Below are 24,829 nucleotides of genomic sequence, written 5' to 3' on the forward strand. Positions count from 1 at the left end.
CGGTGGCTCCGGTGGCTCCGGTCATGGTCACTCCTGAGGCGTCCGAAGACGCGTCCGTGTTGTCGCGCGGGGGGAAGCCCGGTTGGCTGGTGAAGCACATGTCCGTCACGCTAGCCGCGGCTCGCGGGCGACGCTTCTCGATTCCTGACCGATGCGTTCACGCACTTCACCAGGCATGACCGGCTCGGCTGCTTCACAAGGTACGACCGACACGGCCTCTCAGCCACGTACGACCGGCTGGATGCCGTCCGGTGGTGCCCCCGTGGTGCCGCGGGTCACGAGATGCGGGGCGATGACGGTCTCCGTGCCGGACCGCTCCTCGCCCTCCAGCCGCGCGACGGCCCGGCCGACGGCGAGTTCGGCGAGGCGGGAGACGTCCTGGCCGACGGTGGTGAGGTCGATATGGGCGAGGCGGGCGAGACGGCTGTTGTCGAAGCCGACCACGGAGATCTCGTCGGGGACGGACACCCGGGCACGGAGGAACGCGTCGAGGACGCCCGTGGCGCAGCGGTCGTTGAAGGCGAGGACGGCGGTGGGCCGCGGCCGGGCGTCGAGGAGCGCGCGGGCGGCCGTGGCCCCGTCCTCCTCGGTCAGCCCGCCGGGCAGAACGCGCGCACGGTCGGCGAGACCGTGGCGGTTCATGGCGGTGCGGTAGCCGCGCCGCCGGTCGGCGGCGCCGGGTGCCTTTCCGCCGTCGATGTGGGCGATGTCGCGATGCCCGAGGGCCACCAGATGGTCGACGGCCTGGCGCGCGCCCTCGTCGTCGGCGGTGCGCACGACGTCCACACCGGCGGCGTGCGGTCGCAGCCGCCGCGCCACGGAGACCACCGGCAGGTGCGCCGACAGCTCCGCCAGCCGTGCGGCGGGGGCCTGCGGGCCGAGCAGGATCAGGGCCTCGCAGCGGTCGCCGAGCAGCGTCTCCACCGCCTGCCGCTCACCGCGGCTGGGGGCGACGGCGCTGAGGGCGACCTGGTAGCCGACGGACTCGGCCGCCGCGTAGATGCCCTCCACAAGGTCGGTGTGGAAGGGATGCTGGAGACCGAACTGCACCCCGAGCAGACGCGAGCGGTTGCTGCGCAGCAACCGCGCCCGGGAGTCGGGCCGGTAGCCGATCTCCCGCGCCGCCTCCAGCACCCGCTCGCGGGTGGCCGCGCTCGCGCCCTTGGCCTCGCGCATCACGATGGAGACCAGCGCCGTGGACACACCGGCCCGGGCCGCCACGTCGGCGAGGGTCGGCCGCTTTCCGTCCGGGACCACGGGGGTCGCTGGCACCGCAGGCCTCCCTGGTCGAGGTGTGTGACTCGGCCGAGGGGTATGCCCCGCCGAGGTGTCCGCTTCCGCCGACGATCGTAGACCAAGGGTGAACGCGCTGGTCGGGGAGAACTGCAACGTTCTAGCTCCGGGCCGTCCCGGAGCTTGACACGGTGCCCCGGCGGCTGGCGTACTGCTGCTCCCGGCCGACTCTAGAACGTTCTAGTCGGATGGGTCCCGTGGCGAATCGAGAGAGGGCGAGCAGCGATGTTCACGTTGGCGGTCTGTGCCGAGATGGTCTTCCGGGACCTGCCGATACCCGAGCGGGCCCGGCGCGTTCACGATGCCGGATTCCAGGTCGAGATCTGGGACTGGACCCGGCACGACCTGGACGCCCTGGCCCGGACCCCGGCCGAGTTCTCCTCGATGACCGGCTACATCCGCGGCAGCCTCACCGACGAGGACGGGGCCGCCGAACTCCTGCGTACCGCCGAGGAGTCGGTCCGCGCGGCCGAGCAGCTCAGCTGCCCCCGGCTGAACCTCCACGGCACCGGCCTGGACGGCGAGGGCCTGCCCGTGGTGCCGGTGGCCGGCGAGCCCACCGGGGAGATGTGGATCGCCGCCCACCGCACGCTCACCCGCCTCGCCGAGCTGGGCGAGAGCGCCGGGGTCACCTTCACCCTGGAGAACCTCAACACCGCCGTGGACCACCCCGGGGTGCCGTTCGCCAGGGCCGCCGACACCCTGGCCCTGGTCGCCGCCGTGGACCGTCCCGGGCTGCGGATGAACCTCGACCTCTACCACGCGCAGATCGGCGAGGGGAACCTCGTCGAACTGGTCCGCCGGGCCCACGGCCTGGGCCTGATCGGCGAGATCCAGGTCGCCGACGTACCCGGCCGCTGCGAACCGGGGACGGGCGAGATCAACTACCCGGCCGTCGCGCGCGCCCTCGCCGACCTCGGCTATGAGGGCACCGTCGCCATGGAGGCATGGGCCTCCACCGACAGCGACCTCGCCCTGGAGCGGTTCCGCACGGCCTTCACGCCCTGACGGGGCCGCAGTTCCCCACGGCGCCGCAGTTCCACACGGCGCGCATTCCACAGGGCCCCGCCTTCCAGGTGCGCCTCTTCCCGCCAACTCCAGCCCGCAGACGTACGGAGAACCCGGATGACCACACACCAGCCCCTCGCCGTCGGCCTCGTCGGTGCCGGACGGATGGGCTCCTTCCACGCCGAGACGCTCGCCCGCCGCCTCCCCGGTGTCCGCCTCGCCGCGGTCGCCGACCCGGCGCCGGGCGCCGCGGACCAGCTGGCGGACCGGCTCGCGGACCACCTCGGCTCTCCCACGGCGTACACCGAGATCGGCGAGCTCCTCGCCGACCCGGGGATCGAGGCGGTGGTGATCTCCACCCCGGCCCGCACCCACGCCGACCTGGTCGTGGCTGCGGCCAGGGCGGGCAAGGCGGTCTACTGCGAGAAGCCCATGGCTGTCACCCTCGCGGAGGCCGACCGGGCCGTCGCCGCGGCCCGTGACGCGGGCGTGCCGCTCCAGGTGGGCTTCAACCGCCGCTACGACGCCGGCTTCCGGGCCGCCCACGACAAGATCGCCGCCGGTGACATCGGCACACCCCAACTGCTGCGCTCACTCACCCGGGACCCCAAACTCAACGACCCGTCCCGCATCCCGCCGTGGACGATCTTCCTCGAAACCCTCATCCACGACTTCGACACCCTGCGCTTCCTCAACCCCGGCGCCGAACCGGTCGAGGTCTTCGCCTGGGCCGACGCCCTGGTCCGCCCCGACTTCAAGGACCGCGGCCTGCTCGACACCGCCGTGGTCACGATCCGCTTCGACAACGGCGCCCTCGCCACCGCCGAGGCCAACTTCCAGGCCGTGTACGGCTACGACGTGCGCGGCGAGGTCCTCGGCTCCGCCGGAATGCTCACCATGGGCGACATCCGCCGCACCCATCTCACCTCGTACGGCCCGGACGGCGCCGCCGCCGACTGCGTCACGTACGACCAGGACCTGTTCCACGACGCGTACGTGGCCGAACTCGCCGACTTCGCAGACAGCGTCCGTACCGGGCGAACCCCCTCGGCCACCGGTGAGGACGCCCGGGCCGCACTGTCCATCGCGCTCGCGGCCGTCCGGTCGGTCACCACGGGCGTCCCGGTCGGCATCGCCGAACTCAAGGGTGAGCAGGGCCGAGTGAGGGTCTGATGATCCGTCAGTTGAGGTCCTTCAGACCCGTCGCCCGGCCTTCCTCGTCCCACTGGATCTCCAGGACGCGTTCGACGGCGTCGCGGTCGAGGGGGCCGAACACGTGGGGGAACAGGACGCCTTCGTCGACCCCCGGCGGCGGGGTGGGATCCGCCGCTTCCCATACGCACCTCGCGGCGAGCCGGCCCTCGTCGAGGAGCAGCGCCAGCAGGGGCCTCGGCGCGTCCCGGTAGAAGGCGTTGACGACGGCCAGCGTGGTCGTCTCGTCGGGGGAGCAGTGGACGAAACCTTCCTCCGTGAGGGAGGCGGGGGCGTACGGCTGGTCGGGACGGGCGGTCCAGTCACCGAGTGTCACGGCGTGGTAGATCATGGGCCGGTTATACAACGGCGGGCGGGTGTACGGGCATGTCGGAGGCCCCTCCCGACCCGGTTCCGCCGCGTGCGCCCCGGGAGGCGTCGGGGGTTCGGCTCCGGGATGTGGCAGCGTGGGTGTGTGCCCTGTTGGCGCCGGGCCGGACGCACGGAGCCAGATGTGTGGGGCCGCTCGGTGCCGTACAGAACGTGAAGCCATGACGCAGAGGAGAGTCCGTGTCGAAGCCGCCGCTTCCCGAGGCCGTGGTCGCCATGCTGAGGAAGCCCAACCCCGCCGTCATCGCCACCCTCAGGTCCGACGGACAGCCGGTGTCCGCGGCCACCTGGTACCTCTGGGACGACGGGCGTGTGCTGGTCAACATGGACGAGGGCCGCAAGCGCCTCGACCACATCCGCAACGACCCGCGGGTCACCCTGACGGTGCTCGACGAGTCCGGCTGGTACACCCACGTGACCCTCATCGGCCGTGTCGCCGAACTGCGTGACGACGAGGGCCTGGCCGACATCGACCGGCTGTCCACGCAATACCTGGGCCACGCGTACACGAGCCGGAAACGCGGGCGGGTCAGCGCGTGGATCGAGATCGACCGCTGGCACGGCTGGGGCAGCCACCGGGACAGCAACCAGGCGATGGGCTAGCCAGGGGCCGCCCCCTACGCGACGGGGTTCGATGTCTGGTACCACCGACGCATGGGGATGGAGCGGTTCATCGGCATCGACCTCGCCTGGTCGCACGGCGGAGCGAGGGTCAAGCCCAACGAGACCGGCGTGGCCGCCATCGACGGTCACGGCACGGTGATCGACTGCGGCTGGACGCGCGGCGTCGAGGAGACGATGGCGTGGCTCGCGAGGACGGCCGTCGACGGATCGACCCTGGTCTTTGTCGACGCGCCGCTGGTCGTCGACAATCCGGCCGGCCAGCGACCGTGCGAGCGTGACGTCGGCCGACGGTACGGGCGTTGGAAGGTGAGCGCGAACAGCACCAACCAGGGCTCTCCCCGCCAGGCCGGCGTCCTGCTGCGGACCAAACTGCAGGAGACCGGCTGGGCCTACGACGACGGCAGGGCCGGGCCCCCGACCGACGGCCTGGTCATGTCCGAGTGCTATCCGTACACGACCCTGGTCGGCACCGCGGAGCTGGGCTACGACCAGGAACGCCCCAGGTACAAGCGGCCGGGACGGAGACCACCGCAGGGGTGGCGTGCGACACGGGCGGACACGTGCGACGAACTGATCGCGCGTCTTGCGGCCCTCGCCGAGGCCGATCCGCCGCTGCTCCTCGATTCCCACCCGGTCTCCCGCCACCTCACGACCGAGCCATCACCGGAGCGGGACGCCCTCTACAAGCACCGCGAAGACCTCATCGACGCACTCCTCTGCGCCTGGACGGCCGCACTGTGGTCCCGACACGGCCTGACACGCTGCCAGGTACTGGGAACGGACAGCCTCGCCCCGCCCGGCCAGGCCCCGACCATCATCGCGCCCGCCCGCCCGGAACAGCGGCGGGGCGACGAGGCGAACCGAACCCCCGAAAAACCCGATGCCCCGCCCCACCCCGTTCCCTAGACTCACCCCACAACGCGCGCCGCACACCACCGCGGTGCGCCCCGTGACCAATTGAGGGGAGCCCGGCCATGCGTTACCGCACCGCTGTTGTTGTTCCCCCGTCGCGGTACGAGGTGATCCTCGTGTCTTCGGGTGTCCGGTGTCGGCTGCGCGGCCGGGACCGGATGGCCCTGACGAACGCCTGATCTCCGCACGCCCTGTGCCCATAGATCATGGCCCGTTCGTCAGGGAATTGCGCCGACCCCTTCTGGAGCATCCTGAAAGGCCATGGGCCGTGCGTACCGAACCCCACCGAAATCCCGTCAACCCGCTGACCACCGTCCGCAATCTGGGCATCCTCGCCCACGTGGACGCCGGGAAGACCACCGTCACCGAGCGGATCCTGTATGTCACCGGGACCACGCACAAGCGGGGCGAGGTCCACGACGGCACGACCGTCACCGACTTCGACTCCCAGGAGCGGGACCGTGGGATCACCATCTTTGCCGCGGCCGTGAGTTGTGGCTGGGACGGGCATCGGATCAACCTCATCGACACTCCGGGGCACGTCGACTTCTCCGACGAGGTCGCGCGTTCGCTGCGGGTGCTCGACGGGGCGATCGCGGTGTTCGACGCCGTCGCGGGAGTCGAGCCGCAGAGCGAGTCCGTGTGGCGGCAGGCCGACCGGTACGGGGTTCCGCGCATCGCCTTCGTCAACAAGCTGGACCGGGCCGGCGCGGACCTCGACGCGGCGGTCGAGTCGATCCGGCAGCGGCTGCACCCGGCCCCGCTGGTCGTGCAGTTGCCGATCGGCGCCGAGGACGGGTTCGGCGGGGTCGTCGATCTGCTGCGTATGCGGGCGCTGGTCTGGGCCGACGGCCGTGACTCGGTCGAGGAGAGGCCCGTACCCGATGCGCTGGTGGACGAAGCCCGCAGGCGGCGCCGGGTGCTGGAAGAGGCGGTTGCAGAACTCCATCCCGGAGCGCTGGAGGAGTTCTGCACGGAGTCGGCCGTCTCCGCGCGGACCCTCGAAGGCGCGCTGCGCGACCTGACCCGTACCGGTGACGGAGTGGTCGTGCTGTGCGGCTCGGCATATCGCAACCGGGGGATCGAACCGCTGCTGGACGCCGTGGTGGCGTACCTGCCCTCGCCGTTGGACGTACCCGCCGTGCGCGGTGTCCGGGACGGGGACGGGAACGGGGGAGAGGAGGAGCGGGCCGCCGACCCCGCGGCTCCGTTCGCGGCGCTGGCGTTCAAGGTGAACGCCACAGCCACCGGGCGGCTGACCTGTCTGCGGGTGTACTCGGGAACGATCCGGAAGGGAGAGGCTGTGACCGTACGGGACGCCGGCGCGCCGCGCACCGAACGGATCGGGCGGATCCTGCGCGTCCAGGCCGACCGGCACGCCCAGTTGGACCGGGCGGTGGCCGGGGACATCGTCGCGGTGGTCGGGCTGAAGACCGCCCGCGCCGGTGCGACCGTGTGCGCGCCCGGGGCTCCGCTGCTCCTCGAACCGCCGACCACGGCCGAACCGGTCGTCTCCGTGGCGGTCGAGGCCCGTGCCCGTACGGACACGGACCGTCTGGTGTCGGCGTTGGCGCGGCTGGTCGAGGAGGACCCCTCGCTGGTCGTCCGGACCGACCCCGAGACCGGGCAGACGCTGCTGTCCGGCATGGGCGAACTGCATCTGGAGGTGGCGGTGGAGAAGATCCGGCGCGCCCACGGGCTGGACGTCCGGGTCGGCCGGCCGAAGGTGGCCTACCGGGAGACGGTCGTACGCGGGGTCACCGGACATGTCCACCGGCACGTCAAACAGGACGGTGGCGCGGGGCAGTTCGCGCATGTCGTCCTCGACGTGGAACCGCTGCCGTCCTCCTCGGACGCGGCCGGTGACAGTGCGACGGGCTTCGAGTTCCGGTCGGTCGTCGTCGGCGGACGCGTACCGCAGGAATACGTGCGGGCCGTGGAGGCCGGTTGCCGGGACGCGCTGGGTGAAGGGCCGCTCGGTGGTCATCCGGTGACCGGGCTGCGGGTGGTCCTGACGGATGGCGCGACCCATTCGAAGGACTCTTCGGAGATGGCGTTCCGGACGGCCGGACGGCAGGCGCTCCGGGAGGCACTGCGCGCCTGCGCGATGGTCCTCCTGGAACCGGTGGTCGAGGTCACGGTCACCGTGCCCGAGGACTCAGTGGGCGGGGTGCTCGGCGACCTGGCTGCGCGGCGCGGACGGGTCACCGACTCGACCACGCGCGGGGGAGCGGGGACGGGTGCGGGCACGGCGGTGCTCACCGCCACCGTGCCCCTGGCCGAGCTGTTCGGCTACGCGACCCGGCTGCGCAGCCGGACGCAGGGCCGGGGAGTCTTCACCACCCGGCCCACCGGGTACGCCCCGTCTCCGGCCTCGGCATCCAGCCTGGCGTCCGGCGGGACACCTGCCCGGTAGCCGGAGCTGAGGTCCCGCCCGCGGTGACGGTCCCGCCTGTACGCGGGCGGGGCCGTCACTCTGTCGGACTCGTCGGACCCGTCGGGCGTACCGGCGTCCGCGTTCCGTCAGCGCAACGTGTCGCGCAGCAACCGCGCGTTCTTCACCGCCTGGCTCGATCCCTTGCGGTCGGCCAGTGCGGTGACCTCGGCGATCTCTCCCTTGGCCCCGCAGCGCGAGGCGCACTCGACGGCGAGGGCGAGCATGGCTGCCGCGCCCCGGACGGGGGTGTCGCCCAGCAGACCGGGCAGGGCGGCTTGGAGCACGGACCACACGGTGGCGTACGCACCTGTCTCGGCGGCGGCCCGCAGCGAGGCGCTCGCCTTGTCCGCGAAGGCCCATCCGTGGTTCAGCAGTGCTTCCAGTTGCCGTCCGAGCAGGTCCGTGTCCAGCTGCTTCCGTGCGGCGAGTACCAGCACGGCGTCCACCACCGCGTCGGTTTCCGTCTGCCAGATCAGTCCGAACGCGAGCGCGAGATGCACCGAGTAGCCCGCGGGACCGCCGGACTCCGCGACGAACGGCAGGTTGCGGGGCCACCCTCGCTGGGACATGCGCGACTCGAAGTAGTCGCGTGCCATCAACTCCTCGCGGTGATGAGGCAGTTGGGCCACCCAGAAGGGAGCCATCGGGTCGGCCAGGCCCGAGTTGCCGACGTACGGCCCGATCAGGGACGAGGCGACCTGCGGGAGCGGGGGATCCATGACGACCCCCGGGCGTTCGGGTGTCCACCACCCCTGCGACGCGGGCTTCGGCGGCTTGCGATGGGGCCACCCCTTCGGCTCCGAGTCCTGGTGTGCCGGGCCGCCTTCGCGCAGCCAGCGCGCCAGCCGCCGTCCGGCGTCGGAACCGAGCTTCTCCACCGCGCGCAGCACCTGTTGGTCCGATGTCGGGGTGACCCGCAGCAGAGCCTGCGCCAGGTCCACGGGCGCGGGGGTGACACCGAGTTCGTCGAGCGCCGAGACCCGCTCCACCAGTACGGCGGCGTCCAGCGCGCCGGTGGCGAGGGTCGGCACGGCCAGCAGGAACGGCTGGGTGCCGGACTCGATGACGTCCATCGCCTCGGCCAGACGTGACGCGAGCATCGAGCCGGCCAGGGAGCAACTGCCGCTCGGGGTGGTCCGGTTGATGTGGACGGCCCGGTGCATCAGGCGGGCCCGTCCCCTCGGCTCGTCGCCGCGCACGGCGCGCGCCACGTCGTAGAGGTCGGACTGCACCCAGTCGACATTGCTCTTCGGTTCCCTGCGCATGACCGGTTTCAGCGCCTCGGCGAGCGCGGTCCGGTCGAGGTGGGCGTGCCGTACCAGTCCGTCCAGTGCGCGCTCGAACGCCACCACGTCCTGGTCGTTCGCGACGACCGCCGCGACCTCCTGTGCCACCTCGGTGGCTGTCGCGATGGGGCCCGGTACCGGGCGGGGCTCGGGCACGGCGGGCAGTACGTCGGCGTACGGCTGCTCGGTGACGGCGTCCTGCGGTGTGCCGGGCGGTTGGGCCGTGCCGAGCAGTTCGGCGGCTCGTGCCGACAGTCCGGGGCTGAGCTGTTCGGCGGCCGTCCGCAGCTCCCGCAGCACCGGGTCGTCGGTGGCCTTGAGGTGTTTCGCGACCAGCTTGAGCGCCTGCTCCTGCAGTGTCATCTCGCGGTGGCCGAACGTCGTCGCCGCGTCGGCCAGGGCCCGGCCCGCCCGCGCCGGATCCCGCCGCGCCACCCGGTCGAGCCAGCCGAGCTGGGCGCGCACCAGCTTCTTCTCCGGGCGGAGCAGGATCCGTTCGCACGCCTCGGTGAGCGACTCGGGCTCCAGCAGCCCCGCCTCGTCCAGTCCGGTCAGGACCTCCTGGGCGTAGGTGGCGACCGGCAACGACCGGTCGAGCAGGGCCAGGTGGTCCCGCACCACGAGCGCCTTCTCGGCCGGTGTGGGGGCCAGGGCCCGCAGGAACTCCAGGAAGGGCGCGATCTCCATGCGCGTACCGTCTTCGAGGAGCCGCCCGAGGAGATGGTCGACCAGCGCGGCGCGTTCGCGGGACACCCCGGCGTGTTCGGCGGGGGTGAGCGCGAGTGCCTCCAGCGTGACCATCACCTGCGCCCCGTGCGGCGGGTCGCCGACCATGTCCGTGAAGAGGTTGTGGATCAGTTCGTCACGGTCCACGACGCCTTCGGCGGCGAAGCCGACGAGCGCTTCCAGCGGCCGTTCCGATGTGTGCCAGGCGAAGACGAGGCGCCCCGGCCGGGCCACGGCCAGGGGGAGGAGCTTCGGGGTGAAGTCGTCCGCGCGCAGCCGCTCCAGGAAGTCGGCACCCTTTGCTCCGCCCAGCACCCCCAGCTGCCGCTCCGGGCTGTCGGCTCGGTCGTACAGCCACGCCAGGACGAACTCGTGCGAGGTCGGCAGCGGACAGCCGGTGTCGCGGACGAGGTGCTCGGTGACCGCGAACACCGCGCCTGCGGTCGTCGCCCGTTCGCCGAGGTGCGCGACCAACTCGGTCCGCCATGCGACGGGGTACAGGTTCAGGAGGTCCACCGTCCAGGTGTCCATCGTGAAGTACGCGTGCGACCGGATCCAGGCCGCCGTGGCCTCGGGGGTGACCTGACACCCCAGTCGGGCGGCGAACAGGGCGATCCTCTGCTCCTGCGTGTTCTCACGCCGGGCGATGACCTCGAAGAGGGTCGTCAACTCGGCGGCGCACGCCCCTCGCTGATCGGGCGTCAGCGCGCCCAGCTCCCGTACCACTCCGGCGACGTCGCCGGCTTCCACGAGCTCTGTCAGCTTCATCGTGCCGCCTTCGTCATCGTGTCCCTGACCATGCTCACCGCGAGCGCGTGCTTGCACGGGCCGCGTCCTCCCCGGTACTTCGCCCACCACAGACAGGTGCAGCTCAGTCGTCCCGTGTCGTCGGCGCGCACAACGTGGGTGTGGTCGCCCTTGCCGACCGACGCGAGTGTGCCGTCCAGCCGTACGGCCCCGTCCGCGACCAGCGCCCTGGCCCCGCGCAGCCTGGGATTGCGTGCCTCCGCGCCGCCCGCCGAGAACGGCAGGTGCCGGTGGAAGTGGGCCTCCTCCGCGAGGTCGTAGCCGATCTGTCCGGAGGTCCCCAGCACCGTCAGCGCGGCGCGCACCCGCTCCGCGGGCAGGCCGGCCTGCCGGGACAGCTCGGCCACGTCGATCCTCGGCTCCCAGGCGAGCAGCGCCGAGACCAGGTCCGCGTCGTCCGCCGCCGCACCCGTGGCGAGATCGTGCAGTACGCCGCCCTCGCCGGAGAATCCCCGCGAGGCGTTCTGGGAGAGCATCAACGTCAGCCGCATTCCGGGCAGTTGCACCTCCCAGACGACAGCGGCCGCATCGGACTCCGCACCAGGCTCCGCACCGGACTCCGCGCGAACCGGGGCGTACACCCGCACGGTCGTCGCGTGCCGCAGCACCTGCTGGAGCGCCAGCAGCCGTTCGGGGCCCGGCAGGCACACGGCATCCCGTGACGGTCTGCTGGTGGGGCGCAGGGTGCGGCCGCCCACGGGCACCACCCAGCGCGTCGTACGGGCACCGGACCGGAGGGTGGGGCGTGGCAGCGTCCGCAGGAAGGCGGAGGCCTCCGCGGCCGGGATCTCCGCGCGCGGGGTGAAGCCCGCCGCGAGTACCTGGGCCTCGGCGAAGCCCCGCAACCAGCGCTCGGGCAGCGGGACTTGCTTCTCCACGAACCGCCCGTCGAGCGTCGCGACCTCCAACTCGCCGGGTCCGACGGTCAGTTGCAGGGGGTCGAGTCCGCCGATCCTGGCGAGGGCCCTGCGCAGCGGGGAGTTGATGTCGACGTTGGTGGTGCCGTGGCCGACGTCGTCACCGTCGAGGCCGGGCGCCAGCACGTCGAGGCGCGCGTACACACCGCAGCAGCCGGAGAAGGACTCCATCCGCAGGCGGTCTCCGTCGGCCGTCACCACCGGGTCCAGCGAGGCGGACGCGGCCGGCTGGTAGTAGCGGGTCGCCGCCACGTCGGCGACCGCCAGCAACGCCGCCGCGGCGGCGGCCGGTGCGGTCAGGAACCCGTGGAAGAACCGCGGGTTGGCGACCTCGCCGGCCGGGGTCGCGCCGCCCGAGGTCTCCAGCGCGAAGCTGCGTCCGGCCGTGGACTCGCTCACGGCCGAGGGTTGTAAGTAGGTGTACGAATGTATGAGTGATGTCACGCGGCCACGCTAAGGCCGGCCACTGACAAGAGCGGTCCTCGCCCCGCCGCCTCCCGAAAACGCTTGCCCCGCTTGGCTCTTGACGAGGACCGGGTGCCGCGCACTCACGGCCGTGACAGGATTCGCCGCTTTTCTGTGAGGCTCGCTGTTGCGGCCGTGCAGTCGCAAAGCTGTGACTAGACTCGCGCCCCATGCGTAGCGCCAGCCCCATCCGGCAGTGGAAGACGACCTCCCCTCGCGCATCGCGCGCCGAAGTTCACGGCTGGAGAAGAACTACCCGGCACACGGACCCCCGAGGCGGCCGGACGCGTCTCGACCCGCCCGGGGCACACGCCGAACATGGAGAACACGCCACGCGCGAGCCCCGCCGCACAGCCGCCGAGAGGGGAGACGACGGCCCGTGAAGGCTCGGCACAAGCAGTCCCGCGACCCGCGCGCACACTGGCTGTTACTGATACTCGTCCTGCCCGCCATGTTCGCGGCCCTGCTCTTCGAGGGCTGGACCAACCACGAGGTGGACGCCGCGACCACGCGGTCCGCCTGCACCTCGCCCGCACCCGACGCCGTGGCCGGCGGCGGCCCCGTGGTGGGAATCAACGACAACGGGATACAGACCGGCTCGATGCCCGCCCGCACGGTCGCTCTCACCTTCGACGGCGGCCCCGACCCGGTGTGGACCCCGCGCCTGCTCGACCTGCTGAAACAGCACCGGGCGCGCGCCACCTTCTTCCTCTTCGGCTCCCAGGCGGCCCGCCATCCGGACCTCGTGCGGCGGATCCGCGCAGAGGGGCACGAGATCGGCTCGAACACCTACACCGGGGGCGCCCTCGGTGAGGCGTCGTCCGTCCGCTTCTCCGCCGAACTGGACCTGACCCAGGCCGCGTTGGCGGGCACCACCGGCATCCGCACCAATCTGCTGCGGATGCCGAAGACCACCTCGCCCGACACCCTCTGTGGCCGCGAGTGGACCGCCGCGCGGCGCGCCGCCGCCCAGGGATACGTGCTCGTCGCCGCCGACAAGGGATCCCGGAAACCCGCTCAGGGCCTGGTCCGGCAACTCAGTCAGACGGCGACCGCGTACCGGGAGACGGAGAAGCTGCTCAAGAACCCGGGCGTCGACCGCTTCACCACCGTCTCGGCCGGCCTCCGCCTGACCCCGTACGAGCCGGTCTCGGCCGTCGAGCGATGGCGCGGCACCGCCTTCGTATGGGTCACCACTCTCGGGCGCGCGTTCTCGAACGCGATGACCTGGATACTCGGTATCGCGGGGGCTCTCGGGGTGCTGCGCCTTGTGCTGCTCGTCTTCTTCGCCCGGGCGCACGTCCGCAGGCTCGAACGCTCCCGGCCCGGCGCGCCCTGGCTGCGGGAGGTCACCGAACCGGTGTCGGTGCTGGTGCCCGCCTACAACGAAGAGGCCGGCATCGAGTCCACCGTCCGTTCGCTGCTCGCCTCCGACTACCCCGAACTGCAGATCGTCGTCATCGACGACGGCTCGACGGACCGTACGGCCGAACTCGCCGAAGGCATCGAGGATCCGCGCGTGCTGGTGGTCCGCAAGCCCAACGGAGGCAAGGCGGCGGCCCTCAACACCGGTCTGGGACACGCGAGTCACGACATCCTGGTCATGGTCGACGCCGACACCGTCTTCGAACCGGACGCCATCCACCACCTGGTCCAGCCGCTCGCGCACCCCGCCGTGGGCGCGGTCAGCGGCAACACCAAGGTCGGCAACCGGCGGGGACTGCTCGCCAAGTGGCAGCACCTGGAGTACTGCTTCGGCTTCAACCTCGACCGCCGGATGTTCGAGGTGCTGGAGTGCATGACCACCGTCCCCGGCGCCATCGGGGCGTTCCGCCGGGACGCGGTCATCGGCGTCGGCGGGGTCAGCGACGACACCCTCGCCGAGGACACCGACCTCACGATGGCCCTGTGGCGGGCGGGCTGGCGGGTGCTCTACGAGGAGTCCGCCGTCGCCTGGACCGAAGTACCCACCTCGCTGCGGCAGTTGTGGCGTCAGCGCTACCGCTGGTGCTTCGGCACCATCCAGTCGATGTGGAAGCACCGCGGTGCCGTCCTGGAGATGGGCGTCGCGGGACGCTTCGGCCGGCGCGGACTCACCTACCTCGCGCTCTTCCAGGTCGCCCTGCCGCTGCTCGCGCCGGTCATCGACGTATTCGCCCTGTACGGCGTGCTGTTCCTCGACCCGCTCACGTCGGCCGGGGTGTGGTTCGGCTTCATGGGCATCCAACTGGTCTGCGCCGGTTACGCGTTGAAGCTCGACGGGGAGCGCGTACGGACCCTGTGGTGGATGCCGTTCCAACTCGTCGTCTACCGGCAGCTGATGTACCTGGTCGTCATCCAGTCCGTGGTCGCCGTGCTCCTCGGCAGCCGCCTGAAGTGGCAGCGCATGAAGCGTTCGGGCACGGCCGCTGAACAGATCGAGGGTCCGACGCCGTATAAGAGCGTGCCGACGAGATGACCCCATGCGATGAGGGACTGGACAGGCCGATGAGCGAAGGGACCGACCTGCCGGTGGGCCATGACCGGAGCGGCGGTGCGGCTCAACCGCCGAGTGGCGTCACGGGCCGGGTGGCACGCGGGAACGCGTCCCCGCCCTCGACGCGTACGGCACCGCTGCCGGGCATGCCCTCACCCGCCACCCCGGGCCGCACCGGGCACGGACGGCGGCCACCGGGGGACGCGGGAAGCGGCAGGTCCCCCAAGCCGCCCCCCAGCCGGCGCCGCAAGGTCACGCGCCTCGCGGTCCTCCTGGCCGTCGCGCTGGTCGCGTCCGCCGCCGGGACGTACGTCTGGGCCGACACCAAGCTCGACCAGGAGGTCGACCTCGGCGCGCTGCCGGACCGCCCGCAGGAGGGACAGGGCACCAACTACCTGATCGTGGGCTCCGACAGCCGCGCCGGGCTGTCCGAACAGGCCAGGAAGAGCCTGCGCACCGGCTCGGCCGAGGGCCGCCGCACCGACTCGATGATCCTGCTGCACACCGGCTCGAACGGCACCACCATGATGAGCCTGCCGCGCGACTCCTGGGTGACGGTCCCGCCGTACGTACGCCCCGACACCGGCAAGAGCTTCTCCGCCGAGCCGAACAAGCTGAACGCCGCGTTCTCGCTGGGCGGCCCCGACCTGCTCGTACGGGCCGTGGAACGCAACACCGGGCTGCACATCGACCACTACGCGGAGATCGGCTTCGCGGGCTTCGTCGGGGTGGTGGACGCGGTCGGCGGCGTGGACATGTGCCTGGAGCGCGCCGTGAAGGACGAGAAGTCCGGCGCGGACCTGCGCCAGGGCTGCCAGACCCTCGACGGCGCCGAGGCGCTGGCGTTCGTCCGGCAGCGCAAGCAGGAGGCCGAGGGCGACCTGGGCCGCACCCGCAACCAGCAGAAGTTCCTGACCGCGCTCGCCGAGAAGGCGGTCACCCCGGGCACGCTCCTCAACCCGGCCAGGTCCTTCCCCACGCTCGGCGCGGGCCTCGACACACTCGTGGTCGACAAGGACACGGGCCTGCGGGACCTCATGTCGCTGTTCCAGGCGATGCAGAGCGTCTCGGCGGGCAACGGCAGGCAGATCAACGTGCCCGTCTCCGACCCGGGCTTCGCCACCTCCAAGGGCAGCGCCGTGAAGTGGGACGACCGCCGGGCACAGCAGCTCTTCGCGGAACTGCGGGACGACCGGCCGGTGACGGTCCCGACCGGGAAGTGACCTGCCCGGTTCGGGGAGCGTCGGTCCGGCCGACCGGAGTGTGTGCCGGGCCGGACGGCCGGAGGTGGGTCAGACCGGCTGGGCGGAGGAGTCCAGCGCCGGGGCGAGGACCGGGTCCGGCATCTCGCGGGTGTGGGGGAACTCCGCTGCCCGGTGCTGGAAGGAGAGGATCTTCGGATTCAGGACGACGCCGTCCCGGATCTCGATGGCGTTGCTGATCGTGGCGTCCGCCTCCCATTCCGCGGGGCCGCTCATGACCTTGCGCAGATAGGGGAGGAGCGCCTCACTGATCTCCCACGTGGCCGAGTTCCACAGATGGGACGGGCTGTGGTCCACGCCGTAGTAGTGGCAGCCGGGACCGACCATGGGCATCGGATCGCCGAAGGTGGTCGGGCGGGCCCAGGTGAAGCCCATGCCCTCGTCGCAGGCGACGTCGACGAAGAAGGTCCCCGGCTTGAACAGGGCGAGCTCCTCGTCGGTGACGAACGTCAGCGGCGCGTCGGTGTCCTGCCGGATGCAGTTGACGATGATGTCGAAGCCGGACAGGTACTCCGCGAGCGGTACGGGGCCGAGCCCGGTGAGGGCCTGCAGACGCGTGGGGTCGTCCGGCCGCTCCTCGAAGTGGCCCATCACGACGGACGGCATCGGCGAGGCCACCGCCGCCGCGGCGCGCTGGGTGAGCACCGTGACGTCGGAAACGCCCATGGCGCCCAGACCCGTGACCGCTCCGCGTGCCGTGGCGCCGAAGCTGATGACCACCGCGCGCATCCGCCGCCCGTAGCTGCCGGTCAGCCCGCCGAGCTGCAGGGCGTGCAGCACCGAGCAGTAGCCCGCGAGCTCGTTGTTCTTGTGGAAGACATGGACACTGAAGGCGCCCGTGGACGTCCAGTGGTTCATGGCCTCCCAAGCGATGAGGGTCAGCTGGCGGTCGATGCCGAGCTGGGTCATCTTCTCGTCCTGCACGCAGTGCGGCCATCCCCACAGGACCTGGCCCTGGCGCAGCGCGGCGACGTCTTCGTGCATCGGCTTCGGCAGCAGCAGGACGTCACACTCGTCGAGGAGCTGCTCGCGGGGGAGCAGGCCCGCCACCTGGGGCCGCAGCGCATCGTCCGCGACGCCGAACCGTTCGCCGTAGCCCTGTTCGAGGAAGATCTTCTCGCGTACGTCGGGTGCGATCCGGCCGAGGTGGGCCGGGTGCAACGGCAGGCGGAACTCGTTTTCCTTGTGGGAGGAGGCGGTTACTCCGAGACTCAGCAGGCTCATGCGCTTCCTCATCATCATTCAGTTCGTGTCATGGCGTTCGCGCCATGTCGTTCTCGTCGTGCTGTGTGCGGCTGTGGGGTCTCCGGTCAGGAGCCGCCGGGCCGGTGCCCGCGGACGCGCTCGGTCAGCGGGAGCGGTGTCTCGTCCAGACCGTTCACCGACCCGCACGCCATGCGTGCGCACGTCCCGTGGCAGGCGAGCAGCTGCTTGCCGTCGCGGTGGGAGACCACCACCGCCTCCGGGTCGGGCGCGTTGCGGTAGTCGGTACCGCAGATGAGACAGGCCAGCCCGGAGAGCATCTCGGCGGTCGGTTCGGGACGGCCGCGGCGGTGGCCGGAGATCGAGTCCTGTGAATACATGTATCCGCATCCTCTTGATCGGTTCGAAGCCGTACGAAGGACGCCGGAATGCCTCGGAGGCAACCCGGTGGGCGGGAAATTCGCTACCGCGCTGCGCGGGAACGGATACGGAAGGTGACGAGACGGTACGAGCCAGAAGGCATGTGCGGCCCATTTCCGGCCGGATCCGAGGTGCGCCGGCCTGTGCCGTTCCCCGAGGGCGACGCCGAAACGGATGACGGCATGCGAGGTGCGCTCGGTCCTGCCACCGTACTCCCCTCCGGACCCGCCACGTGCCGCATCCCACACCCCGGGAACGCTGCCGGCGTCCCGGACGTTGTGAGGAGTGGTTGTAGTTGAAGTTTGCGAACGTGGAAGCGCCCGCGGAGTTCCGACAGCGGGCGTTTTGTCGTTTCGGGGGTTTTCTTCGACGGCTGACGACCAACAGCCCGGGATCGCGCGAGCGCGCGGCTTTCCGACCGGCTCGTCATCTCGAAGGAGACATCACATGGCTCAGGGCACCGTGAAGTGGTTCAACGCGGAGAAGGGTTTCGGCTTCATCACCCCTGATGAGACCGGCGCCGACGTCTTCGTGCACCACTCGGCGATCGACACCGAGGGTTTCCGCTCCCTGGCGGAGAACCAGCGGGTGGAGTTCACCGCAAGCCAGGGCCCCAAGGGCATGCAGGCCGACCAGGTCCGCGCCCTCTGAGGACATCTCGCCAGGACAGGCCCGCACCGCGGGCCTGTCCTGTGCTGCATCCGTGTGCATCGGTCTCCACCTGTCCGCACCGTTCCGCATCCATCAGCTTCCGTACGGGCTTCCGCGTTCGGCGCCCAGCCCCCGCGTCGGCGCCATCGGCCCGCGCAACCCGAAAGGAAAGCCGTGAGCACTGATTTCATCAGCCGGGGCACCGATCCGGCGGCCCAGCACGCCGAGACGACGAAACCCCCGCCCGGCGCCCGGGGCAGCGACTACGCAGCGCTGTCCCGTGAGGTGAAGCAGCACGGGCTGCTCAAGCGACGCCCCGGCTACTACAGCGTCAAGGTCGGCGCGAACCTGCTTCTGCTGGCCGCCGGCTGGACCGCGTTCGCCCTGATCGGGCCCTCGTGGTGGCAGCTGCTGACCGCCGCCTTCCTCGCGGTGATGTTCACCCAGACCGGGTTCATCGGGCACGACGCCGGACACCACCAGATCTCCTCCTCCAAGCGCGTCAACACGCTGCTCGGCCGCGTCCACGCCGATCTGCTGATCGGCCTCAGCTACGGCTGGTGGATCGCCAAGCACAACAGGCACCACTCCCACCCCAACCACGTCGACCGCGACCCCGACATCGCCGACGGCGCGATCGCCTTCACCAAGGATCAGGCCCGCGTCCGCAGCGGAGCCTACGCATGGCTGGCCCGTCACCAGGCCTGGCTGTTCTTCCCGATGCTGCTCCTGGAGGGTTTCGCCCTGCACGTGGCCGGCGTAAGGGCGCTTTTCGACCGCACCGGCGACGCGAACCCGCGGCGGAGCAGGCTTGCCGGGGCGGGCCTGCTGGCGGCGCACATCGGCGGCTATCTCGGGGCCCTGTTCCTGGTCCTCACCCCGCTCCAGGCCGTGGTCTTCCTCCTTGTGCACCAGGGGCTGTTCGGGCTCTACATGGGGTGCTCGTTCGCCCCGAACCACAAGGGCATGCCCATGTTCGCCAAGGACGACAAAATTGACTTCCTGCGCCGGCAGGTGCTGACCTCACGGAACATCCGTGGCCACCGGTTCACCGACTTCGCGCTCGGCGGGCTCAACTACCAGATCGAGCACCACCTGTTCCCCTCCATGCCGCGGCCCAGCCTGCGCCACGCCCAGGAACTCGTGCGCGCGTACTGCGCCCGCCACGGCATCGCGTACCACGAGACCGGGCTCCTCGACTCCTACGGCCAGGTGCTGCGCCACCTCCACGACGTCGCCGGGCCGCTGCGGCTGCGCCCCGAGCTGGAGTACTGACCCCGGTCAGCGGGACGCGCGTACGCCGTCCAGTGCGACAGCCAGGATCCGGTCGCGCTGGGCGTCGTCGTCGAAGGCCGTCGCGGTGATGCCCGCGACCATGCGCAGCAGGTCCACGAAGTCCATGTCCGTGCGTGCCGCGCCGGACTGCTGCGCCCGTTCGAACAGCGGGCCGCCGGCCGCGTACATCGACTCGCGGCAGGCGGTGAAGATCTCCGACTCGTCGTTGAGCGCCTCCCGGACGGCCCGCTTGGTCACCATGTAGTCGGCGAAGCGGTCGAGCCATGTCGTCAGCGCCTCCCACGGCTCCAGCTCGGCGACCTCCTCCGCGACCCGGCACAGGGCGTTGACCTCGTCCGCGTAGACGCTCTCGAAGAGATGCCTGCGGGTGGGGAAGTTCCGGTACAGCGTGCCGATGCCGACGCCCGCGCGACGGGCGACGTCCTCCAGTGAGGCCTCCGCGCCGTGCTCCGTGAAGGCCTCGCGGGCGGCCGTGAGCAGGGCGTCGTAGTTGCGCGCCGCGTCCTTCCGGTGCGGCCGCCGGGACGCGACGATCTCGCTGACGGGGAACGACTGGGCGGTCACTGCTGCCTCCCGGGGCGGGACGAGGTTGAAGCGGAGGGGTGCCTCCGCTACAATGGAGGGGTACCTCCACTTTAACAGTGCGGGGTGCGTACGGCGTGGACGCGTGCGGCCGCACGCATCGACGACGCGACGCCACCCCGCACACGGGCGGGCCCCGGCCCGTACCCGTGCGGGTCCTGCGCCCGAGCGCATCGCCCGTCCCCTGACACTTTCCGCGACCCCCTCCCGGCGCCCGGCCGCGCCCGAAGCCGGGAGGGCCGCCACCCCGTGACCGTCGCCGTGCCCTGTGCTGCCCCCGGGCAGTCGCCGGGCCCGTACGGCCGCGGTGCGAGGCTCTCGGCCGCAACCAGTTCGGAGAGGCTCTCCATGCCCCGCAAGTCCACCCGCCTCACGTTCGCGGTCCTCGCGACCGGTGCGGGCGTGTTCTCCATGCTCCAGTCGCTGATCGCACCGGCCCTGCCGACCGTTCAGCACGCACTGGACACCTCCCAGTCCACCGCGACCTGGGTGATGACGGCGTACCTGCTGTCCGCCTCGGTCTTCACACCGATCCTCGGCCGGGTCGGCGACCTGATCGGCAAGAAACGCACCCTCGTGGCCGTCCTGGTGGCCGTGCTGCTCGGGTGTCTGCTGGCCGCGCTCGCCCCGACCATCGGCGTACTGATCGTCGCCCGGGTCGTCCAGGGCATCGGCGGCGCGCTGTTCCCGCTGTCCTTCGGCATCATCCGGGACGAGTTCGCCGCGCACCGGGTGAGCCCCAGCATCAGCAACCTGTCCGCCGTGATCGCCGCCGGCGGCGGTGTCGGCATGGTCGCGGCCGGTCCCGTCGTGAGCGCACTCGGCTACCGCTGGCTCTTCTGGCTCCCCGTCGGCATCGTCGCCGTCACCACGCTGATCGCCCTCCGGTACGTCCCGGAGTCGCCCAGCCGCGCCGAGGGCCGCGTCAACTGGCTCGGCGCCGTCCTGCTGTCGGCATGGTTGGTGGCGCTCCTGCTGCCGCTCAGCCAGGCGGGCCAGTGGGGCTGGGGCTCCGCCCGGGTGATCGGGCTGTTCGCCGCCGCCGTGGTGCTCTTCGCGCTGTGGCTGCTGGCCGAGTCGCGTTCCCGCTCCCCGCTGATAGACCTGCGTGTCATGCGGCTGCCCGCCGTGTGGACCACCAACACCGCCGCGCTGCTGTTCGGCGCCGGCATGTACTCGATCTGGTCCTTCCTGCCCGGCTTCGTCCAGACGCCCAGCTCCGCCGGGTACGGATTCGGCGCGAGCGTCACCGCGTCCGGACTGCTCATGCTGCCGATGCTGATCGCGATGTTCGTCTCGGGCATCCTGAGCGGCCGACTGGAGCCGGTGCTCGGAGCGAAGAAGCTGCTCACCACCGGTGCCGCGCTCGGTGCGGTCGCCTGCGGCTTCCTCGCCCTCTGGCACGACGAGCAGTGGCAGATCGCCTTCGTGTCGGGCGTCTTCGGCCTCGGCATCGGTCTCGCCTTCGCCTCCATGGCCAACCTGATCGTGGGCAGCGTCCCGGCCGAGCAGACCGGCGCCGCGACCGGCATGAACGCCAACATCCGCACCATCGGCGGATCCATCGGCGCCGCCGTGACCAGCGTCCTGGTGACCGGCCACCTGCAGCCCTCGGGCCTGCCGTACGCCTCCGGCTACACCCACGGATTCACGCTGCTCGCCCTGCTCTGCCTCGCCGCGGCGCTGGCCGCGCTCCTCGTCCCGGTCCAGCGGGCGAACCGTATGTCCCGCCTGCCCCGGGCCACCGCCGACGACCACGAGGTGTCACGTACGGATCAGGAGACCGTCACACCCGGCGTGCGCGGCTGACACGACCGGGGACCGACGGACCGGCCGTCGCCCGGACCCTCACCAGAGGTCCGCGCGACGGCCGTCACTGCTCGTCGACGGCCTGGTGCTCTTCGGAGCCGGCCAGGTTCCGGCTCTCGCCGGTGGGCGCTGTCAAACTCCCCAGTATGGCGAGCAGTTCGGCGTCGCGGCTGCCCGGTTCGGCGTGGAAGACCTTGAGGATCAGGCCGTCCGTGCCGTTGATGACCAGCTTGTTGGACTGCAGTTCGAGGTCGCCGACCTTCGGATGGCGCAGCCGCATGACGCGCGCAAGCTTGGGCCGCACGTCGTGGCGGCCCCACAGACGGCGGAAACGCTCACTGCGTACGGACAGTTCGCCCACGAGTTCCACCAGGCGGGGATCGTCGACGTCGGGTCCGACGTTGGCCCGCAGGGCGGCGACCCCCGCCTCGGTCAGTTCCTCCCAGTCCCGGCGCAGTTCCCGTTCGTTCTCGTCGAGAAGGATGGCCTTCAGGATGTTGACGCCGGGGGAGTGGGTCGGGGACAGGGCCCTCGCCAGTGCGTTGGCCGCGAGCACGTCGGTGAACCTGTTCTCGACGTACGCGGGATTGCTCGGCCAACCGTCGATGAGCTGGAGGATGCCTGGCGGCACGGGCTCGGGCTTCTGCGCGGCGCGTCCACGGTCGCCGGAGCGGTCCGGTCGACGGGTCTGGGACGGGCGTGCCTGGGTCAGACCGATCAGGTGCGCGGTGGCGGGGGCGTCCAGGTCCAGGACGTCGGCCAGGGCTTCGAGGACCTGGAGCGACGGGTTGCGGTCGCGGCCCTGCTCCAGACGCAGGTAGTAGTCGGCGCTGATCCCGGCCAGCATCGCGACCTCCTCGCGCCGCAGTCCCGGTACGCGCCGCAGACCGCCGCCGCGACGGATCCCGGCGTCCTCGGGCCGTATCAGCGCCCGGCGGGCCCGCAGGAACTCTCCGAGGGCGTTCGTTGCGTCCATGACTCAACCGTAGGTCCGTCCCGGCGCCGGTGACTGTCCCTGTCACTACCAGGAACAGCGGGGTACTGCCGACCACCGCCGATCGGGCGAAGAGTCGGCATCGGCGAAGGACGAACCCGTCCACGCACAGACAGACGCAGAACAGCCATGGACACACAGCGAAAGGCACACCATGACGGACGCAACCGGCACGGTCTCCGGCGGAACCCTCACCCTGGAGGACGATCTGACGATCACCCGCATGGGATACGGAGCCATGCAGCTGGCGGGCCCCAACGTCTTCGGGCCGCCCAAGGACCGGGACGAGGCCGTCGCGGTCCTGCGGGAGGCCGTCGAGCGGGGCATCACCCACATCGACACCAGCGACTTCTACGGGCCCGTCGTCGTCAACGAGATCATCAAGGAGGCCCTCCACCCCTACCCCGCCGACCTGCGCATCGTCACCAAGGTCGGTGCCCGCCGCGGCGACGACGGCAGCTGGATCCTGTCGCGGGACCCTGAGGACCTCAAGGCCCAGGTCCGCGAGAACCTCCAGCACCTCGGCGTGGACGCCCTCGACGTGGTGAACCTGCGCGTCGGCTCCAACGACGGAGGAACGGACGAGGAGCCGCTGAGCGACCAGTTCGGCGCACTCGCCGAGCTGCGGAAGGAAGGCCTGATACGCCACCTCGGTGTCAGCGCCGTCTCCGACGCCCAGCTGACCGAGGCGCAGGCCATCGCCCCGGTCGTCACCGTGCAGAACCTCTACAACCTGGCCAACCGCCAGGACGATGCCCTAGTCGAGCGGTGCGCGGCGGAGAACATCGCGTTCGCCGCGTTCTTTCCTCTCGGCGGCTTCAGTCCGCTCCAGTCGCAGACGCTGACCGACGTGGCCGCCCGCCTGGACGCCTCGCCCCAGCAGGTGGCCCTGGCCTGGCTGCTCCAGCGCTCCGCGACCACGGTTCTGATCCCTGGCACGTCTTCGCGGGCCCACTTGCGGGACAACATCGCGGCGGCGGATGTGGTCCTGCCGGCCCACGAGATCACGGAACTGGACAGGATCGGCCGCTGATTCAAGCACGGGGCAACCCCCGTCGCATTTAGGGGCGCGGGGAACTGCGCGACCAGCCACACACAACCCGCAGTCGACGTACTTCCTCGGCTGCGGGTTGTGGGGGCTGAGCGCGCAGTTCCCCGCGCCCCTAAAGGCAACCGCCCCTTACGGGGCGCCCACACCCGCGGTCTCCCGGTGGAGGAGCTCCACCTCGACCGCCGCCACCCCCCGCTCGGCAGAGCCCCGCGTGCGCCACAGCCACGCGATGTCCCGGCCGAACGACCAGGTCAGCAGGGTGAGGGCGAGGGCGACGACGCCGAACGTCGGGGCGTACGGGAGGATGCCCGAGCCCGCGAGCAGGAGCAGGACGCCCTGGAGGGCGGCCACCGTCTTGCGGCCCGTGCTCGGCGGGAGGGTGTTGTTCAGCCAGGGCAGGAACCTGGCGGCCGCCACGAAGGCGTAGCGCATGCCGCCGATCAGCAGGGCCCAGGGGCCCACGGTCGTGGCGACGTACACGCTGAGCACCAGGATGAGGAACGCGTCGACCTCCATGTCGAACCGCGCGCCCAGCGCGGAGGAGGAACCCGTCCGGCGGGCGACCTTGCCGTCGACCGCGTCGAGGATCAGCGCGACCGCGGTGAGGGCGACGAGGACCGTCACGGGCGGCGGGCTCTGGAAGGAGTCCGCGACGAGCGCGGTCACTCCGCCGACAAGGGTGGCCCGGCCCAGGGTCACGCGGTTCGCGGGTCCGAAGGAACGGGGCCGCGTGCGATGCAGGGCGCGTGAGAGCACCGCCCACGTCGCGAGCGCGAACGCCAGTCCCGTCAGCCAGCCCGCGGGCCCCATGCCGAGCGCCGTGCCGAGCACGGTGAGCAACAGAAGCTGCACACCCGCTCCCACGGCCGTCTCCTGCTGCAAGAGCCTCGCGTCGTACGTGTTGTTCAGGGCCACCGCACATCCTCCGGCCAGGTGACAGAGTCGATCATTGCCGCGTACCTTGTGCGCGGCTTCGCAAAGGTCGGTACGTGGCTCGCCGCCCGATCGTTCAGCTCATTTGCTCAGCCC

At 71.3% G+C, this 24,829-nt stretch carries 20 protein-coding genes; 11 read left to right on the forward strand and 9 right to left on the reverse strand.

All coding sequences use genetic code 11. From position 1 onward, the window contains the following. Positions 1–219: 219 nt before the first annotated feature. Positions 220–1,272, reverse strand: a complete 1,053-nt coding sequence (locus ACFWXQ_RS26085) for a LacI family DNA-binding transcriptional regulator (protein WP_386269279.1) — start codon at positions 1,270–1,272, stop codon at positions 220–222. A gap of 246 nt (positions 1,273–1,518) precedes the next feature. Between ACFWXQ_RS26085 and ACFWXQ_RS26090 the strand changes: the two genes are divergently transcribed. After that, on the forward strand, positions 1,519–2,301 hold the full coding sequence (locus ACFWXQ_RS26090) for a TIM barrel protein (RefSeq protein WP_383949757.1): 783 nt from the start codon (positions 1,519–1,521) through the stop codon (positions 2,299–2,301). Positions 2,302–2,418: 117 nt separating this feature from the next. Next, positions 2,419–3,474 carry a Gfo/Idh/MocA family oxidoreductase gene (locus ACFWXQ_RS26095; protein WP_383949759.1) on the forward strand — a complete coding sequence of 352 codons (1,056 nt, stop codon included), beginning with the start codon at positions 2,419–2,421 and terminating at the stop codon, positions 3,472–3,474. A 7-nt stretch (positions 3,475–3,481) separates the two neighbouring features. Here ACFWXQ_RS26095 and ACFWXQ_RS26100 read toward each other — a convergent pair whose 3' ends face one another. Beyond that, complete coding sequence (locus ACFWXQ_RS26100) at positions 3,482–3,844, reverse strand: DUF952 domain-containing protein (protein WP_383949762.1); 363 nt, start codon at positions 3,842–3,844, stop codon at positions 3,482–3,484. Between the two features lie 218 nt (positions 3,845–4,062). On the opposite strand from ACFWXQ_RS26100, the gene ACFWXQ_RS26105 reads away from it, so the two are divergent. From ACFWXQ_RS26105 to fusA, 3 genes are all read left to right on the forward strand, one after another. Continuing rightward, positions 4,063–4,485, forward strand: a complete 423-nt coding sequence (locus tag ACFWXQ_RS26105; RefSeq protein WP_383949764.1) for a PPOX class F420-dependent oxidoreductase — start codon at positions 4,063–4,065, stop codon at positions 4,483–4,485. Positions 4,486–4,536: 51 nt separating this feature from the next. Next, positions 4,537–5,412 carry a DUF429 domain-containing protein gene (locus tag ACFWXQ_RS26110; protein ID WP_383949767.1) on the forward strand — a complete coding sequence of 292 codons (876 nt, stop codon included), beginning with the start codon at positions 4,537–4,539 and terminating at the stop codon, positions 5,410–5,412. Between the two features lie 274 nt (positions 5,413–5,686). Then, on the forward strand, positions 5,687–7,834 hold the full coding sequence (fusA, locus tag ACFWXQ_RS26115; protein ID WP_383949770.1) for an elongation factor G: 2,148 nt from the start codon (positions 5,687–5,689) through the stop codon (positions 7,832–7,834). A 107-nt stretch (positions 7,835–7,941) separates the two neighbouring features. Here fusA and ACFWXQ_RS26120 read toward each other — a convergent pair whose 3' ends face one another. Both ACFWXQ_RS26120 and ACFWXQ_RS26125 read right to left on the reverse strand, forming a co-directional pair. Next, positions 7,942–10,635 (reverse strand): DUF6493 family protein, encoded by a 2,694-nt coding sequence (locus tag ACFWXQ_RS26120; RefSeq protein WP_383949773.1) that lies wholly within the window; start codon positions 10,633–10,635, stop codon positions 7,942–7,944. After that, positions 10,632–12,035: an SWIM zinc finger family protein gene (locus ACFWXQ_RS26125; protein WP_386269284.1), complete on the reverse strand. Its 1,404-nt coding sequence runs from the start codon at positions 12,033–12,035 to the stop codon at positions 10,632–10,634. The genes ACFWXQ_RS26120 and ACFWXQ_RS26125 overlap by 4 nt, the downstream gene beginning before the upstream one ends. A 472-nt stretch (positions 12,036–12,507) precedes the next feature. On the opposite strand from ACFWXQ_RS26125, the gene ACFWXQ_RS26130 reads away from it, so the two are divergent. Beyond that, complete coding sequence (locus tag ACFWXQ_RS26130) at positions 12,508–14,514, forward strand: bifunctional polysaccharide deacetylase/glycosyltransferase family 2 protein (protein WP_383949804.1); 2,007 nt, start codon at positions 12,508–12,510, stop codon at positions 14,512–14,514. Between the two features lie 29 nt (positions 14,515–14,543). Continuing rightward, a complete protein-coding gene (locus ACFWXQ_RS26135; RefSeq protein WP_383949776.1) occupies positions 14,544–15,755 on the forward strand; it encodes an LCP family protein in 1,212 nt (403 codons plus the stop codon). Positions 15,756–15,824: 69 nt separating this feature from the next. On the opposite strand, the gene ACFWXQ_RS26140 is transcribed toward ACFWXQ_RS26135, so the two are convergent. After that, positions 15,825–17,018 carry a N(5)-(carboxyethyl)ornithine synthase gene (locus tag ACFWXQ_RS26140; RefSeq protein ID WP_383949779.1) on the reverse strand — a complete coding sequence of 398 codons (1,194 nt, stop codon included), beginning with the start codon at positions 17,016–17,018 and terminating at the stop codon, positions 15,825–15,827. Positions 17,019–17,104: 86 nt separating this feature from the next. After that, a complete protein-coding gene (locus tag ACFWXQ_RS26145; RefSeq protein ID WP_383949781.1) occupies positions 17,105–17,377 on the reverse strand; it encodes a hypothetical protein in 273 nt (90 codons plus the stop codon). A gap of 487 nt (positions 17,378–17,864) precedes the next feature. Here ACFWXQ_RS26145 and ACFWXQ_RS26150 point away from each other — a divergent pair, with 487 nt between their 5' ends. Continuing rightward, a complete protein-coding gene (locus ACFWXQ_RS26150) occupies positions 17,865–18,068 on the forward strand; it encodes a cold-shock protein (RefSeq protein WP_383949784.1) in 204 nt (67 codons plus the stop codon). A 174-nt stretch (positions 18,069–18,242) separates the two neighbouring features. After that, the gene (locus ACFWXQ_RS26155) at positions 18,243–19,343 is read left to right on the forward strand and encodes a fatty acid desaturase family protein (RefSeq protein WP_383949787.1); all 1,101 of its coding nucleotides are present in this window, start codon (positions 18,243–18,245) and stop codon (positions 19,341–19,343) included. A 6-nt stretch (positions 19,344–19,349) separates the two neighbouring features. Here ACFWXQ_RS26155 and ACFWXQ_RS26160 read toward each other — a convergent pair whose 3' ends face one another. Beyond that, positions 19,350–19,928: a TetR/AcrR family transcriptional regulator gene (locus ACFWXQ_RS26160; RefSeq protein ID WP_383949790.1), complete on the reverse strand. Its 579-nt coding sequence runs from the start codon at positions 19,926–19,928 to the stop codon at positions 19,350–19,352. A gap of 366 nt (positions 19,929–20,294) precedes the next feature. Between ACFWXQ_RS26160 and ACFWXQ_RS26165 the strand changes: the two genes are divergently transcribed. After that, on the forward strand, positions 20,295–21,755 hold the full coding sequence (locus ACFWXQ_RS26165; RefSeq protein WP_383949793.1) for an MFS transporter: 1,461 nt from the start codon (positions 20,295–20,297) through the stop codon (positions 21,753–21,755). 64 nt (positions 21,756–21,819) lie between these two features. Here the strand turns inward: ACFWXQ_RS26165 and ACFWXQ_RS26170 are convergent, their stop codons facing one another. Then, complete coding sequence (locus tag ACFWXQ_RS26170; protein WP_383949796.1) at positions 21,820–22,731, reverse strand: helix-turn-helix transcriptional regulator; 912 nt, start codon at positions 22,729–22,731, stop codon at positions 21,820–21,822. 172 nt (positions 22,732–22,903) lie between these two features. On the opposite strand from ACFWXQ_RS26170, the gene ACFWXQ_RS26175 reads away from it, so the two are divergent. Continuing rightward, positions 22,904–23,782, forward strand: a complete 879-nt coding sequence (locus ACFWXQ_RS26175; RefSeq protein ID WP_383949799.1) for an oxidoreductase — start codon at positions 22,904–22,906, stop codon at positions 23,780–23,782. Between the two features lie 147 nt (positions 23,783–23,929). On the opposite strand, the gene ACFWXQ_RS26180 is transcribed toward ACFWXQ_RS26175, so the two are convergent. Then, positions 23,930–24,715 (reverse strand): CDP-alcohol phosphatidyltransferase family protein, encoded by a 786-nt coding sequence (locus ACFWXQ_RS26180; protein WP_383950246.1) that lies wholly within the window; start codon positions 24,713–24,715, stop codon positions 23,930–23,932. Positions 24,716–24,829 lie beyond the last annotated feature (114 nt).

The sequence above is a fragment of the Streptomyces sp. NPDC058697 genome, assembly GCF_042715345.1.
Classification (GTDB): Bacteria; Actinomycetota; Actinomycetes; order Streptomycetales; family Streptomycetaceae; genus Streptomyces; species Streptomyces liliifuscus.